Below are 14840 nucleotides of genomic sequence, written 5' to 3'. Positions count from 1 at the left end.
CCAGTCTCGTGGCGCGCGGCATCGCCCGGTATGGCCCAAAGGTGGAAAATGGCTGGAGTGACTGGAGCCCTGCTCGATCCGCACCGCCGCCCCCGGCCGCTGCCCGACGGCGAACCGCTGACCGCCGAGGACCACCGGCGGCTGATCGGCGTGCTGGAGGCCGTCGATCGGGCCGTGGACCTGAGCGAGTTCCGCGAGCGGCTGGTGCTGGCCCTGCAGAGCTGGTTCGGTTTCGTCGGAGTCGCTGTGCTGCACGGGGATACGCTCGCCGAGGCGATCCGCGAGGGATGCGGCGTCCAGGGCGGATACACCCCGGAATTCATGGCCGACTACACCGAACGCTGGGCGGAGGTCGACCCGCTGCGCAACGCGCTGGTTCCCGACCTGCTGCGTGCCCGCGGCGTCATCCGGCTCAGCGAGGTGCCCGGGTCCGACGCGTTCCGCGCGGAGTTCCTGCGCCCCAACGGAATCACCGACAAGGCGGCCATGCTGGTCGACGGCGGAACCGCCGGGGTGCTGTGCGTGGGCATGGCGGTCGCGGAGTCGCCGAGCGTCCCCGAACGCGATGTGGCGCTGCTGCACGCGCTGCGCCGCCACCTCGCGCCGCTGGCCGGCGAACAACTCGCCCGCGACCGCGAACGGCGGGCCGCCACCGCGACCTGGCAGCTCACCCCGCGCGAATGGGAGGTCGCCGATCTGGCCGCGCGCGGGCTGACCAACCGGCAGATCGCCGAACGGCTGTTCATCGGTGTGGATACCGTGAAGAAGCACCTCAGCCGGGTACTGGCCGAGACCGCCTGCACCAGCCGCACCCAACTGGCGGTCCGCTTCGCCGCCGCTTGACCAGACCGCGCGGTTCGACCGGTTCTCCGGCGCTGCGGTCGGTGCCCAGCGCCCGGGTGTCGGCGCCCGGCGTCTCGGCGTCTCGGCCCGAACCGGTCGCGAGCCTGCATCGAACCGCGTGAACCCGACCCCGGGGCGGGGGAATCGCCGCAGAATCAGGAGATGAGCGACCTCTTCGACTACTCCGGCCGGACGGTATTCGTGGCCGGTGGCACCAGCGGTATCAATCTCGGTGTGGCCCAGGCGTTCGCGCGGGCGGGGGCCTCGGTGGGGGTGCTGTCACGCTCACCGGACAAGGTGCGCGCCGCCGTCGACTCGATCGGGGAGAGCGGCGGCACCGTGCTCGGCTTCGCCGCGGACGTCCGCGACTACGAGGGGGTGGCGCAGGGGATCGCCGCCATCTGCGGGGAACTGGGGGAGCTGGACGTGCTGGTGTCCGGGGCGGCCGGGAACTTCCCCGCCGCGGCGGACACCATGTCGGCGGGCGCGTTCGCGGCGGTCGTGGACATCGATCTGAAAGGCACCTTCAATGTGCTGCGCGCCGGCCGCGAACATCTGCGCGCGCCCGGGGCGTCGGTCATCACCATCTCCGCGCCGCAGTCGAGTATTCCGATGGCGATGCAGGCGCACGCGTGCGCGGCCAAGGCGGGCGTGGACATGCTCACCCGATGCGCGGCGCTCGAATGGGGGCATCACGGCATCCGGGTCAACGCGGTGGTGCCGGGGCCGATCGAGGACACCGAGGGCATGGCGCGGCTGGCGCCCACGCCCGCGATGGCCGATCTGGTGACCGGATCGGTGCCCATGGGCCGGTACGGCACCGCCCAGGAGATCGCCGACTGCTGCCTGTGGTTGGCCTCGCCCTACGCCGCCTACGTCAACGGCGCGATCATCCCCGTCGACGGCGGCTGGTCCCTGGGCGGCGCGTCCGAGGTGTTCACCGCCATGCGAAACATGTTGGCGGGCTGAACTTCCCGCTCAGTGCCCGCCCGCCGCGATCTTCTTCGGATCGATGAACGACTGCAACGGCGACAGATGCGTGTACGTGTCGAGCAACGACCGTCCCAGCGCGGCGTGCGCTTCCACCACCGGATTCGTCGCCCCGTAATTGTCGGCGTCGGGAGCCTGATCGGCGAAGAACGAGAACACCACCGACGGGGCTCCGGCCGCGTCGAACATCACGCCCGTGTCGTGCCGTTTGTCCTCGGACGCACCGTGTTTGGTGGCGAAACGGGCCCGCTCCTCCGACGACATGTTGCGCCGGACGCCGTCGGTGTAGCCGACCGACGTCCACGTCATGATCCGCAGCACCGCCTGCGTCGACTCCGGCGACAGCAATGTCCCCGAAGCCAGCCGATACAACAGGTCATTGTTCTCGCGCGCCGTGGTGACGCCCAGATAGAACCGGCTCTCCCCGGGCAGTGGCTCCACGCGAGTCTGCTTGAACCCCAGTCGATCCAGGGTCTCGTTGACCTGATCCCCCGACACGAACCGCGACAGCAGTCGCACCGCGGTGTTGTCCGAGACCTGCAGCATGGTGGTCAGCAGATTTGCGACGGTCAGCTGATCCCCGAACGCGGCCTGATTCAAATACAGCCCGCTGCCCTCGGCGATGATATCGGCGTCCAGCGTCGTGGTGTCCGACAGCTTCACCCGCCCCGCGTCCACTTCCGTCATGAGCGCCGCCATCACCGCCAGCTTCTGCACGCTGGCGCCCTCGATCACGAAGTCGGCGTCCTCCTCGACGACCGGCACCGGCGTTCCCGAGCCCAGATCGGTCACCAGGCAATGCCAGCGGCCGCCGGCGACTCTGGTGATCGCCCGGTATTGCGCGTCGAACGCGGGCCCCGCGACCGGTACCCCGGCCCGGCCGACCGCCGCCGGTATCAACGCACCCGCCGTCAGCGCCCCTGCCCCCAATAGCATTCGCCTACTGAATCCACGCACCGCCGAAACCTATCCGCGCAGATCACATTTCGGCAACCGCCGCGCCGCGCCCGCGCCGCCGGTTTCCGCCATATCAACTGGTCACCCGACCGCTACCGGACCTCGAGAATTCCCTGTGATTCCCGGATTACCGGCAGTATCCTGATCCTGCCGCTCCGCCCGAGCGGCAACTGTGCGTGATCGACCAGGGGAGGCGCGCATGTCCGACCGGGCAGGCGTAGCGATCGCAGTAGCCGTCATCGGCGCGGCGGCCACCATCGGTGCGGCCTTGATAGCCGTCGGCGCCTTCGGCAACATCCATGTCGGTTCCGACAGCTCCGATCAACCCGCCACAGTCGTGGTGACCGCCAATGGCAATGGGAACGGAAATGTCAACGGCAACGGAACCGATTCGGGCAAACAGGATTCAAAGGGTCCAACCGCCGATCAAATGGCCTCCTTCATCCGCAGCTACTACGCCCAACTCCCGTCAGGCACGGAATCGGCCTGGACCCAGCTCTCCTCGTCGTACCAATCCCAGAGCGGCGGCTACTCCGGCTACACCAAATTCTGGTCCACCGTCACCACGGTCCAGGTCGGCTCCATCACCAACACCGACTACCGAACCAGCACCGCCACCCTCACCTACACCTACACCACCGGCAAAACCCAGACCGAAAAACGGTGGCTCCGAGTCGAATACGTCAACTCCAAGCTCCAGATAACCGCCTCGGGAACCTGATCACGATCAACGGAAACACCCCGGCGTGATAGAGCTCAGCCGCGTAGGTGGCGACCCCGGCCGTCGAACTGGACGAACTCATCGGGGACCGATCCGAGGCGGCCACCGCCTCCGAAGCGGCCATCGAGCCCTACCGGCCCCAGGAGCCGGGATGGATGCTCCACACCGTCGCCGTCGCCCCCGAACATCAGGGCCGGGGCCTGGGCAATGCCGTCCTCCGGCCAGGCATCGAAGAAGCCGCCCGCACAGGCTATCCGGCCTTCCTGGAAACCTCGAGCGAGGCCAACGTCCGCTTCTATCAACACCTGGGCTTCGAAGTCACCGCCGATATCGCGCTGGCCGACAACGGCCTGCGCACCTGGTGCATGCGCCGGGTACCGCATGAGGAGAGTCAATGCCGTCGGTAAGAACGATCCAAGTCACCTTCGACTGCGCGGACCCCGCGCGCCTGGCCAGTTTCTGGTGCGAGGTACTGGGATACGAGCAGCAAGGATCAGCCTGCGTCGACCCCGCAGGCGTAGGCCCGCGCCTGTACTTCCAACGTGTGCCGGAAGACAAGGTCGTCAAGAATCGGCTGCATCTGGACGTGCGCGTCGGCACCGGTCTCGTGGGCGCGGAGCGCGTGGCCGCCCTGGAGGCCGAATGCGCAAGACTGGTCGCCCTCGGCGCGGTACGGCAGCGGCTGCTGCTCGCCGACGATGTCAACGAATCGTGCCTGGTCATGCAGGACATCGAAGGCAATGAGTTCTGCCTCGACTGAGTGGTTGCGAGCGCTGCGTCAGGCGTGGGCCAAAGGCCCGAGGTTCTGAGGTCACGGTCTTTCGGGCCGGGCCTGTCAGACGATCGCCACTGCTAACCAGCCGATCGTTGTTGTGCGCTCACGAAGGCGTCGTGCGCGTCCTGGCTGAACAGTACGAATCGCACTTCCCGCACCGCGGTGTCGGCCGCTCGCACCGTCTCGATCGCGATCCGGGCGCCGTCCTCGATCGGCCACCCGAAGATGCCGGTGGAGATGGCCGGAAACGCGACCGTCCGCGCACCCAATTCATCCGCCACCCGCAGTGATTCGCGATAACAGGACGCCAGCAGCTCCGATCGGTCGTCCTGCGCCGACCACACCGGCCCGACCGTGTGAATCACCCACCGCGCGGGCAGATTCCCACCGGTCGTAGCAACAGCCTTCCCGGTCGCCAGCCCCTTCCCATAGTGCGACGCCCGCAGTTCACGGCAAGCAGCCAGAATCGCCGGACCCCCCTTCCGATGAATGGCCCCATCAACACCCCCGCCCCCGAGCAGCGAAGAATTCGCCGCATTCACCACCGCATCAACCTCCTGCGCGGTGATATCCCCCCGAACCAGCACGAGTTCAACCATGGACCCATTGTCCCTCCCGATTGTCGGCACCCTGCCGAAGGCCCTCGTACTCAAACCGGGTAGACGTGGCGAGCGCCTCGCGCTGAAACGAGAAAACCGGTGCGGGCCACTTGCGTGGCGCGCACCGGTTTTCCTTTGTGCCAGAGCTTACTTCAGCTTGTCGCTGCCCAGTCCGAGGACGCGGCGGGCCACGATGAGCTGCTGGATCTGCTGGGTGCCTTCGAAGATGTCGAGAATCTTCGAGTCGCGGCCCCACTTCTCCAGGAGGGTGCGCTGGGAGTAGCCCGTGGCGCCGGCCAGCTCGACGGCCTTCAGGGTGACATCCGTGCCCATGCGGCCGGCCTTGGCCTTGGACATGGAGGCCTCGAGGGAGTTGGGCTTCTTGTTGTCGGCCATCCACGCGGCGCGGAGGGAGAGGAGGTAGGCCGCTTCCCAATCCGCTTCCAGACGGAGGAATTCCGCGGCGGCGGCGTGCTGGTTGTTGGCGGGGGTGTCGTAGGAGATCTCGACGCCCGCGTCGGTCAGCACCGTGCGGAGTTCCTCGAGGGCGGCGCGGCCGACGCCGACCGCCATGGCGGCAACGAGGGGGCGGGTGTTGTCGAACGTCTGCATGACGCCCGCGAAACCCTTCTCCACGTTGACTTCCGGGGAACCGAGGATGTTGTCCTTCGGGATGCGGCAGTCCTCGAAGCGGATCTCGGCGGTGTCGGACGCCTTGATGCCGAGCTTGTGCTCGAGGCGGGACACGGTGAGGCCCTTGGCGTCGCGGGGAACCACGAAGGACTTGATGGCGGCGCGGCCCAGGGACCGGTCCACCGACGCCCACACCACGATGTGGGTGGCGCGCGAACCCGCGGTCACGAAGATCTTGGTGCCGTTGAGGACCCACTCGTCACCGTCGAGAGTGGCGGTGGCGGTGACCGCCGCGGAGTCGGAGCCGAAGGACGGCTCGGTGATGGCCATGGCGGCCCACACCTTGCCGAAACGCGACAGCTGCTCGTCGGTGGCGACCGCGGCGATGGCGGCGTTGCCGAGACCCTGGTAGGGGATCGACAGCATCAGGCCGACGTCGCCCCAGGAGGTCTCGAGGGCGTTCATCAGCGCGGACATATTGCCGCCGTTGGTGTTTCCGAGCAGCTCCGTGGCGTGCGCGTCTTTGGAAGACCCAGCGCCCTCGGTGGACTCGCCCGCCTTACGGCCGCCGGTCGCGCCGGAGACGTCGGCGGAACCCGAGTCGGACAGGCCCTCGACCATGGCGGCCATGGTGTCCAGCTCGACCGGGTATTCGTGCTCGGCCAGGTCGTACTTGCGCGACGCGGGACGGAAGATCTCCTGCGCGACCTGGTGGGCCTGATTGGCGCTGGCCCGCAGCTTCTTGGGGAGTTCGAGATTGATCATGAGTGGTCTCTCCGTTGAGAAGTCGGGTCAGAGGAGAACGACGCCCTCGGCGACGCCCACACCGCGCAGATCGCGGTACCAGCGCTCGACCGGGTGTTCCTTGGTGAAGCCGTGGCCGCCGAGCAGCTGCACGCCGTCGAGGCCGATCTGCATGCCCTTGTCGGTGGCCAGCTTCTTGGCCAGCGCGGCCTCGCGGGCGAAGGACAGGCCCTGCTCGGCGCGAGACGCACCCCGCAGCGTCACGAGACGAAGACCGTCCAGCTCGATCGCCATGTTCGCGACCATGAACGCGACCGCCTGCCGGTGCGCGATCGGCTCACCGAACGCCTCCCGCTCCTTCACGTACGGAATCACGTAGTCCAGGACGGCCTGACCGGTACCGATGGCCAGCGAGGCCCAGCCCAGGCGAGCCAGCCGCACCGCGTCGGCGTACTCCTCGGCGCGCACCGCGCCCTCGGAGTCACCCAGCAGGGCGGTCGCGGGAACCGCGACATTGTTCAGGATCAGGCGACCCAGGCCCGCGGCCCGCATACCCATGCTCGGGTCCGCCTCGATCACCAGGCCCTCGGTGTCGGACTCGACGATGAAGAAGGTCGGACGGCCGTCCAGCTCGGCGGCGACGATGAACAGCTCGGCGTCCCCGGCGGCCGGGACCAGGGTCTTCACACCGTTGAGGCGGAAACCGCTGGGGGAGCGGGTGGCCTTGGTCTTCAGCGCGAACGGGTCGAACAGCGCCTGCGGCTCGGCGATGACCACCGAGGACTGCGGCACGTTCTCGCCCGCGTACGCGCCCAGGTAGCTCTTCTGCTGCGCGTCGGTGCCCCACTGCGACAGCGCGACCGCGACACCGCTCGGCGCCAGGATCGGCAGCGCCAGGCCCATGTCGCCGTACGCCAGCGCCTCGGCGACCAGCGAGTTGGTGACCGCGCCCCGCTCGGAGGCCGCGCCCTCGAGCTCCTCGGGCACGTTGATCAGCGTGACGCCCAGTTCGGCGGCCCGCTCCAGCAGGTCGCGCGGCGCCTTGGCCGAGTTGTCGGCCTCGTACGCGGCCGGGCGCAGGATCTCGCCGGCGAAGTCGCGCACCGTCTCGACGATCATCTGCTGCTCGTCGGTCGGGGTGAGGTCGAAGTAGTCCTTCTTGCGAGACTCGTTGGCGGGCAGACGCTTCGGAGCGCCACCGCCGGCGACCTTCTCGAACGCGCGGGTCGCGGCACCGAGGGTGCGGAATCCGGTCTTGGTGCCCTCGTAGGTGAGACGCTCGATCGGCTTGCGCAGGTTGTACTTCTCGGCCAGGTCGGACCCCGTGATGGTCGTCATGACCCGCATCGCCGCGCCCATCCAGTCACGTTTGACCGGGTTGAGGCCAACGGCGGACGTATCCCGCTTCGTTGCGGTGTCTCGAGTGCTCATAATCACCAAGTTTCTATCGAGGAGGTGGCACATCCTGCCCAGCAATCTTACTCCTGAGTAAGACTATCTTACTTCAGAGTAAGAACTGTCGTCGAGTGTTGTCGAATCGCGAGGTCAGAGCCGTGGCTCGAACGTGCCTATGACATAACCCGGATCTAGTGAAACAAACACACTTCAAACGAAGGCGAGCTGGGCTAAGGTGTCGGCGCATAACCCGATCCTGATGGAGGCTCGTACATAATGAAGATCGCGCTCGGAACGGTCGGCTTCGTCGCCGCCGGTCTCTTCCTCACCGCCCCCGCCGCGAATGCCGAAGTGCCGCTGCAGAACATCGACATCGGCATCACCGGCTCCAGCCTCGGCTCGAGCAACGGCCCCGGCTGTGGCAGCGGCGTGCTGAACACCGAGATCGGCCTGGGCTCGGTCGGTGTGGGCTCCTCCGCCCTCGGCGGCCCCTACATCGACGCTGGCTCGGTCTGCATCCCGCTGGGCTGAAACCCGTAGCAACGCAGCACGATAAGGCGTAGCCGCACCGGAAATTCAGGTGCAGCCACGCGCCCGGTGGCGGGACCGCAGCCCGCGCCGGGCAACCCCCGGAGAATTCGAATCAGGCCTGCAGTGCCGCCAGAACCTGGTCCTGCAGATGCGAATTGGTCGCCACCGCGCTGCCGCCGTGCGGCCCCGGATTGCCGTCGAGCGAGGTGAAGGTGCCGCCCGCCTCGCGAATCAGAATGTCGAGCGCGGCCATGTCCCACAGCGACAGTTCCGGCTCGGTGACGATGTCCACCGCACCCTCCGCCAGCAGCGCGTAGCCGTAGAAGTCGCCATATCCGCGCACCCGCCACACCTCGTCGGTGAGCGCGATGAGCTTGGCGCGGCGGCCGATCGCCCGCCAGCCGGACAGGCTCGAGATCGCCAGGCTGGACGCCCCCAGCTCCGCCACCGCGGACACCGAGAGCGCCTTGGGCTCACCCTTTTCGAAGGTGCTCCACGCGCCGTGCCCCGATGCCGCCCACCAGCGCCGCGACAGGCCGGGCGCGCTCACCACGCCCACCACCGGCACGCCGTCCTCGAGCAGCGAGATGAGCGAGGCCCACACCGGCACGCCGCGCACGAAGTTCTTGGTCCCGTCGATCGGATCGATCACCCACTGCCGCCCGGTGAACTCGGCATCCCCGCCGAATTCCTCGCCGAGCACCAGATCGTCGGGCCGCTCGGCCGCGAGCACCTCCCGCACCATCCGCTCGACCGCCAGATCCGCGTCCGACACCGGCGTCAGATCCGGTTTCGAATCGATCTTCAAGTCGAGCGCCCCGAACCGCTCACGGGTGATCACATCGGCCGCGTCGGCCAGCCTCAGCGCGAGTTCCAGGTCAGCGGAGTATCCGGTCACCCCGAGCACGTTAGTCCTCCCCCGTTAACACCGGGTGTCCCGCGTCCCGAACGACGGATGGCACACCGGTGCGGGGAGTAGCTGCGAATTCCCCGGTCGGTGCGCCACGCGGTCGGTCAGGCGCTGAGGGCGGCCTGGCGCGCGGTGGCGAGCGCGGTTGCCCACCAGTGCAGCTGGGTCAGCAGCCGGTCCGCTGCCTCCTCGTACTCGGTGGGCTCGATCAGCGCACCCGACTGGTCGAACAGCAGGTAGTAGCGGGAGAAGGAGAGGTAGTTCTTCACCGTGTGGGCGTTCAGCTCGTTGAACACCGCGCGCAGGCCCTCGATCGCCAGCAGCCCGCCCGAGGAGCCGCTGTAGCCGACGAATCCGATCGTCTTGCGGTCCCATTCGGCCACGTGCCAGTCGATAGCCGTCTTGAGCGACGCCGGGAAGCTGCGGTTGATGTCGGGCGTGACGACCACGAACGCGTCCGCGGCCGCCAGTCGCTCGGCCAGCTCGTCGCCGTTGCCGGGCCGCGCCGGATTCGGCTCCATCGCCAGCGGGACCGCGGGCAGTTCGTGCGGCAGGTTGTAGTCGGCCAGATCGATGACGTCCACCTCGAACGCGGCGTGGACGCGGGCCCGCGCGGCGAACCAGTCGGCCACCACCGGTCCGAAGCGTCCTTCCCGGACGCTGCCGATGATCACCGCGAGGCGCAGGGGCGTGCTGGTCATGATGGTCTCCTTCGGGGATCCGGTGCGGCCGCTCGGCCGCTCGGGATCAACTCTGCGAGTTGGCGAGACCGGTAGGGAGACCACGCTGAGAGTGGTAGTGGCAGGGACACCGTTCACGGAGTGTGTTGTTTGTTCCGTGGCCTGCCCGATTGCTCCGGCAGGGTTGGCCCGCAACCGTGGTTTCGGGTCTTCCCGTGGCGATACCACCGCCAGGCGAGCCTGGTCTTACACGGTTTCCAGCGGGCATGTTTACCGTCCCGACGCAACTCGCCGAGGACGCCAACGCCGCCAAATTGCGGGCGGCGTTCACATCGCGATCCAACACGAGACCACAATGATCACAACGGAATACGCGCTCCCCCAAAGCCAGCTTGGCTTTCACTGCCTTGCAGGACGAGCACGTCTTGGAGCTGGGGTACCAGCGGTCGGCGGTCATCAGCATCCCGCCGCGCCAGCGTGTCTTGTATTCGAGTTGGTGGCGCAGTGTGGAGAACCCGGCCGACCAGATCGCCTTGGCCAGGGACCGATTGCGCAGCATCCCTGCGACGTTCAAGTCTTCCACCACGATTGTCCCGTACTCACGGGTGAGGCGGGTGGTGAGCTTGTGGAGTCCATCTCGGCGCATCGCGGTCACCCGATGCTCGAGGCGGTTGGCCTTGGCGTTGGCCTTCTCCCACCGCCGCGACGGCCCCACGCCGTGCTTGTGGTCGGGGCCTCGGCGGCGGGACCGCGCCCGCGCCAAGCGGCGACGCTGCTGCTGGGCCTTCTGGTAATGCTTGGGGTTGGCAACAATTTCGCCCGTGGACAGCACGGCCAGGGCCTTCACCCCGGCGTCTACCCCGACCGCGGCGTCGGGCCGCGCGGGTTTGGGATCGTTGCGCTGGACCTGGACGGTGAACGACACCCACCAGCGGCCACCCTGCCGCGACAGGGTCATGCTGCCGAGTTTCGCGGTTCCGTTGCGCAGCCGCCGCGCGAGCTTGCGTGTCGACTCCCCGGTCCGGACGATCCCGATACGGGGAATCTTGACCTGCCGTGACCCGTCGCCGAGACCGTAGCTGCCGGTGGTGACGGTGAACGACTGGTGCGAGTGCTTCTTCTTCCGCGCCGGGACGCCCATCCTCGGGCCGGCGCGGGTGCCGCGCTTGGACTTCAAGTAGTTGGCGAACGCATCAGCAACACGCACAAGCCCGCACGAGTACGCCTCTTTGCTGTTCTCCGCCCACCACGGCGCGACAATGCCTTTCTCCGCATTCCAGGCTTTGCGGAGACCGTAGGCGGATTGATCGATCCATGGAGTGCGTTCGTCCTCGGGGATGCCGTAGGTGGCTTCGGCCTGCCGCTGCGCCCAGTTGGCGAGGACCTTACGACGACCCCAGTTATATGCGAACCGTGTCGCCCCGCAATGCGAACGCAACGCTCGCACCTCGTCGTGGGTCGGCTCCAACACGAACCGGTACGCCTGCATCTGCCTCACCCCCTCCCCGGGGCGATCGTTCGACAACGACGGCTCGCTCATCTGTTCGACAGTAGAGAATCCCGACCGGACACGACAACACCGAAACCGAAGACACGCCAATCGAATTGCGGCCTCCGCACCGATACCCGACCCTCCCGTCGCAACACCCAACACGCAACGATACGAAACAACACAAACCACCCAACGGTTCGCTGTCCTCGGCGGTGGTGCCGTTGCTACCGTCGAAATCGTGAGTGAGAACGAGCTGGGACTGTTCCTGCGCCTGCGGCGCGAGGCCGTCACGCCCGCCGAGGTGGGACTGCCGACCGGGCCGCGGCGTCGCACGCCCGGACTGCGGCGGTCCGAATTGGCCACGCTCGCAGGCGTTTCCGTGGAGTACCTGACCCGGCTCGAACAGGGCCGCGACCGGCATCCCAGCTCGCCGGTGCTGATCGCGCTGGCCGACGCGCTGCGGCTGACCCCGGCGCAGCGCGTGCACCTGCTCGGTTTCGCGAAGGCGGGGGATCCGAACTTCAACTGCCGCGGCGCTTCCGGGCCCAACCGCCGCATCCGCCCGGCCGTGCAGGCCATGCTGGACCAGCTCGAACCCGCGCCCGCCGCCGTGATGAACCGCCTCACCGAGATCCTCGCCGTGACCGACGGCTACCGCGCCCTGTTCGGACCGATCGGCATGCTCGACGACGGACTGCCCGGCAACTACGCCCGCTATGTGCTGTCCGACCCGCGCGCCCGGGAGTTCTATCCCGACTGGGAGCACAAGGCGGACAAGGTGGTCGCCACCCTCAAACAGGGTCCGGGCCGCGCCGACCCGCACGTGAACGCACTGTTCGAGGAGCTCGCCGAAACGCTCGGCCCCGAATTCACCGATCGGCTCGACACCATCCCCGGCCTGCCCGACACCAATGGCGTCGGCCGCCTCGAACACCCCGAGGCCGGGTCGCTGCGCCTGGCCTACGAGACCCTGCACTTCTCCGCGGACGACGACCAGACCCTCATCGTCTATCTCCCCGCCGATGACGCCACCGCGACCGCCGTGGACCGCCTCGTCGGCCGTCGCCCCGGCGGTCTGCGCGCCGTCGCGGGATGACGGGTTCCCGCTCGATCGAGAGGTGACAACTGATTTCGTAGTGGTCGGGGTAACTCACCGGGTATGCCCGGAATCGGGTCGGCTCTCGACCACCGGCCCGGGTGCACGGGTGGCTACGGCACTCAGCTGTCCGCTGAAGGCGCGGGGAGGCGGTGTAGTTTGGGATCTTGTGCATCCTGACGTCTCCGCTGATCTGGCCGAACTCGACACCACTCTGAAGACCATCGAGTCGGTGCTCGATATCGACGAGCTGGCTCGCCGCATCGACGAGCTGGAACACCAGGCGGCCGATCCGGAGCTGTGGAACAACCAGGAGCACGCGCAGAGCGTGACCAGTGAGTTGTCGCACGCCCAGGCCGAACTGCGGCGGGTGCGCGACCTGCGGCAACGGCTCGAGGACCTGCCGGTGCTCTACGAACTCGCCGAGGCCGAGGAGGGCGCGGACCAGGTCGCGGCGCTGGCCGACGCCGACGCCGAGCGGGCCGGCCTGCACGTCGACGTCGAGGCGATGGAAGTCCGGACGCTGCTCTCGGGCGAATACGACAAGCGTGAGGCGCTGGTCAACATTCGTTCCGGCGCGGGTGGCGTGGACGCCGCGGACTGGGCGCAGATGCTGATGCGGATGTACGTGCGCTGGGCCGAGGGACACAAGTACCCGGTCGAGATCTACGACACCTCCTACGCGGAAGAGGCGGGCATCAAGTCGGCGACCTTCGCGGTGAAGGTGCCCTACGCGTACGGCACGCTGTCGGTCGAAATGGGTACGCACCGACTGGTCCGTATCAGCCCGTTCGACAACCAGGGCCGCCGCCAGACCTCCTTCGCCGAGGTCGAGGTGCTGCCCGTCGTCGAGACCACCGACCACATCGAGATCCCCGAGGGTGAGGTCCGCGTCGACGTGTACCGCTCCTCGGGCCCGGGCGGCCAGTCGGTCAACACCACCGACTCCGCGGTCCGCCTGACCCACATCCCGACCGGCATCGTGGTCACCTGCCAGAACGAGAAGTCGCAGCTGCAGAACAAGATCTCGGCCATGCGCGTGCTGCAGGCCAAGCTGCTCGAGCGCAAGCGGCAGGAAGAACGCGCCCAGATGGACGCGCTCAAGACCAACGAGGGCGCGTCCTGGGGCAACCAGATGCGCTCCTACGTGCTGCACCCCTACCAGATGGTCAAGGATCTGCGCACCAACTACGAGGTCAACAACCCCTCTGCCGTGCTCGACGGCGACATCGATGCTTTCATCGAAGCCGGAATTCGTTGGCGCATGCGGGAGCAGTCGGCGAATTAGGCCGAGCCGCCGTTTCCTCGGGTGTTCGCGGCCCGCCCCGGTCTGGACTGACGGAGCGGGGGAGCGAAGCGGAGGAGCGGAGGAGGGAAGACCGGGGTTACGAGGGCCGCGAACCGCCGGAGCGGAGCGGAGGCAAATTGGACACAGAGTTCGGAAATTGGCTGCGGTCCAGCGGCTTGGAGATCGTGCTGCTCATCGTGGGCACCATGCTGTTCAGCCGGGCCGCGAACTACGTGCGGGACCGGATCACCCGGCGCATCGACGCCGGATTCCGCAGCAGTGACTCGCTGGTGCGGTCGGAGGCGTCCAAGCACCGGCACGCGCTGGCCCAGGTGATCACCTGGGTGGTGCTGTCCATCGTCTACTTCCTGGTCTCGCTGGAAGTGCTGCGGCGCTTGGGCTTCGAGCTGGGCGGACTGGTCGCCCCGGCGGCGGTGCTGGGCGCGGCACTGGGTTTCGGCGCGCAGCGCATCGTGCAGGATCTGCTCGCGGGGTTCTTCCTCATCACCGAAAGGCAGTACGGCTTCGGCGATGTCGTGCGGATCGCGGTCAGCGGGAACTCCTCGGAGGCCGAGGGTACGGTGGAGGACGTCACGCTGCGCATCACCACCTTGCGCAGCGCGGACGGCGAAGTGGTCATCGTTCCCAACGGTCAGATCGTGAAAGTGACCAACCTGTCCAAGGATTGGGCGCGCGCCGCCATCGATGTGCCGGTGCCCGCCACCTCCGACATCAACAAGGTCAACGAAGTCCTGCGCGATGTCGGGGCCAGGGCGTTCTCCGATCGCAAGTTGAAGGCCCTGCTGCTGGACGAACCCAGCGTGATGGGTGTCGAAGATCTCACCGTCAATCAGATGAACATCAAGATGGTGGCCCGGACGCTCCCGGGCAAACAGTTCGAAGTCGGGCGCGAGCTCCGTGTGCGGGTGGCCGCGGCGCTGCGCCGGGAGGGTATGAGTGTCGGTGTCGATCAAGCGAATCCGTAAGTCCACCGCGATCCTGATGGCCGTGTGGGTCGCCACCTTCGCGCTCTACGTGGTCGTCAAGCCCGCCGGACACGAGCCCAAGAGCACCCCGCCGATCGTGAACACCGTGCTCAGCAACTATCTGCCAAACACATCGGAGCACACGCAGCGCTGACCCCGCACCCGCGCGGTGTAGTCGGCCGCGCGGTCGTGCTGGCTAC

17 protein-coding genes are annotated in these 14840 nt (G+C 67.6%); 10 read left to right on the top strand and 7 right to left on the bottom strand.

Features of this window, described 5'->3' with window-relative positions; genetic code table 11:
- Positions 1–48: 48 nt before the first annotated feature.
- Both ACQPYY_RS26760 and ACQPYY_RS26755 read left to right on the top strand, forming a co-directional pair.
- A complete protein-coding gene (locus ACQPYY_RS26760) occupies positions 49–843 on the top strand; it encodes a helix-turn-helix transcriptional regulator (RefSeq protein ID WP_433591446.1) in 795 nt (264 codons plus the stop codon).
- A 162-nt stretch (positions 844–1005) separates the two neighbouring features.
- Positions 1006–1812: an SDR family oxidoreductase gene (locus ACQPYY_RS26755; RefSeq protein ID WP_433591445.1), complete on the top strand. Its 807-nt coding sequence runs from the start codon at positions 1006–1008 to the stop codon at positions 1810–1812.
- A gap of 9 nt (positions 1813–1821) precedes the next feature.
- Here the strand turns inward: ACQPYY_RS26755 and ACQPYY_RS26750 are convergent, their stop codons facing one another.
- The gene (locus ACQPYY_RS26750; protein WP_433591444.1) at positions 1822–2769 is read right to left on the bottom strand and encodes a serine hydrolase; all 948 of its coding nucleotides are present in this window, start codon (positions 2767–2769) and stop codon (positions 1822–1824) included.
- 220 nt (positions 2770–2989) lie between these two features.
- On the opposite strand from ACQPYY_RS26750, the gene ACQPYY_RS26745 reads away from it, so the two are divergent.
- Genes ACQPYY_RS26745 through ACQPYY_RS26735 form a run of 3 tightly spaced genes read left to right on the top strand, consistent with a single transcriptional unit; the run spans position 2990 to position 4271 of the window.
- Complete coding sequence (locus ACQPYY_RS26745) at positions 2990–3511, top strand: hypothetical protein (protein WP_433591443.1); 522 nt, start codon at positions 2990–2992, stop codon at positions 3509–3511.
- Between the two features lie 47 nt (positions 3512–3558).
- Entirely contained in the window at positions 3559–3918 is a 360-nt protein-coding gene (locus ACQPYY_RS26740; protein ID WP_433591442.1) for a GNAT family N-acetyltransferase, read from the top strand.
- The gene (locus ACQPYY_RS26735) at positions 3906–4271 is read left to right on the top strand and encodes a VOC family protein (RefSeq protein WP_433591441.1); all 366 of its coding nucleotides are present in this window, start codon (positions 3906–3908) and stop codon (positions 4269–4271) included. Before ACQPYY_RS26740 ends, ACQPYY_RS26735 begins: the two co-directional genes overlap by 13 nt.
- A gap of 92 nt (positions 4272–4363) precedes the next feature.
- Here ACQPYY_RS26735 and ACQPYY_RS26730 read toward each other — a convergent pair whose 3' ends face one another.
- The 3 genes from ACQPYY_RS26730 to ACQPYY_RS26720 form a co-directional block, all read right to left on the bottom strand.
- A complete protein-coding gene (locus ACQPYY_RS26730) occupies positions 4364–4885 on the bottom strand; it encodes an O-acetyl-ADP-ribose deacetylase (RefSeq protein ID WP_433591440.1) in 522 nt (173 codons plus the stop codon).
- A 147-nt stretch (positions 4886–5032) separates the two neighbouring features.
- Positions 5033–6283: an acyl-CoA dehydrogenase family protein gene (locus tag ACQPYY_RS26725; protein ID WP_379094444.1), complete on the bottom strand. Its 1251-nt coding sequence runs from the start codon at positions 6281–6283 to the stop codon at positions 5033–5035.
- A gap of 27 nt (positions 6284–6310) precedes the next feature.
- A complete protein-coding gene (locus tag ACQPYY_RS26720) occupies positions 6311–7699 on the bottom strand; it encodes an acyl-CoA dehydrogenase family protein (protein WP_379094446.1) in 1389 nt (462 codons plus the stop codon).
- A 234-nt stretch (positions 7700–7933) separates the two neighbouring features.
- Here ACQPYY_RS26720 and ACQPYY_RS26715 point away from each other — a divergent pair, with 234 nt between their 5' ends.
- Positions 7934–8188 carry a hypothetical protein gene (locus ACQPYY_RS26715; RefSeq protein ID WP_379094448.1) on the top strand — a complete coding sequence of 85 codons (255 nt, stop codon included), beginning with the start codon at positions 7934–7936 and terminating at the stop codon, positions 8186–8188.
- 112 nt (positions 8189–8300) lie between these two features.
- Here ACQPYY_RS26715 and hisN read toward each other — a convergent pair whose 3' ends face one another.
- From hisN to tnpB, 3 genes are all read right to left on the bottom strand, one after another.
- Entirely contained in the window at positions 8301–9086 is a 786-nt protein-coding gene (gene hisN, locus ACQPYY_RS26710; RefSeq protein ID WP_433591439.1) for a histidinol-phosphatase, read from the bottom strand.
- Between the two features lie 116 nt (positions 9087–9202).
- Entirely contained in the window at positions 9203–9799 is a 597-nt protein-coding gene (locus ACQPYY_RS26705; protein ID WP_433591438.1) for an NADPH-dependent FMN reductase, read from the bottom strand.
- Between the two features lie 46 nt (positions 9800–9845).
- A complete protein-coding gene (tnpB, locus tag ACQPYY_RS26700; protein WP_433591437.1) occupies positions 9846–11318 on the bottom strand; it encodes an IS607 family element RNA-guided endonuclease TnpB in 1473 nt (490 codons plus the stop codon).
- Between the two features lie 190 nt (positions 11319–11508).
- On the opposite strand from tnpB, the gene ACQPYY_RS26695 reads away from it, so the two are divergent.
- From ACQPYY_RS26695 to ACQPYY_RS26680, 4 genes are all read left to right on the top strand, one after another.
- Positions 11509–12366: a helix-turn-helix transcriptional regulator gene (locus ACQPYY_RS26695; RefSeq protein WP_433591436.1), complete on the top strand. Its 858-nt coding sequence runs from the start codon at positions 11509–11511 to the stop codon at positions 12364–12366.
- Positions 12367–12535: 169 nt separating this feature from the next.
- Entirely contained in the window at positions 12536–13654 is a 1119-nt protein-coding gene (gene prfB, locus ACQPYY_RS26690; protein ID WP_379094456.1) for a peptide chain release factor 2, read from the top strand.
- 137 nt (positions 13655–13791) lie between these two features.
- Positions 13792–14640 (top strand): mechanosensitive ion channel family protein, encoded by an 849-nt coding sequence (locus tag ACQPYY_RS26685; RefSeq protein ID WP_433591435.1) that lies wholly within the window; start codon positions 13792–13794, stop codon positions 14638–14640.
- Positions 14618–14794: a hypothetical protein gene (locus ACQPYY_RS26680; RefSeq protein ID WP_379094460.1), complete on the top strand. Its 177-nt coding sequence runs from the start codon at positions 14618–14620 to the stop codon at positions 14792–14794. The genes ACQPYY_RS26685 and ACQPYY_RS26680 overlap by 23 nt, the downstream gene beginning before the upstream one ends.
- Positions 14795–14840: the final 46 nt, after the last annotated feature.

Origin of the sequence: Nocardia sp. CA-145437, from assembly GCF_050956485.1 — a bacterium.
GTDB lineage: Bacteria > Actinomycetota > Actinomycetes > Mycobacteriales > Mycobacteriaceae > Nocardia.
Note: the sequence above shows the minus strand (reverse complement) of the source record. Positions and strands in the feature narration are given on the sequence as shown.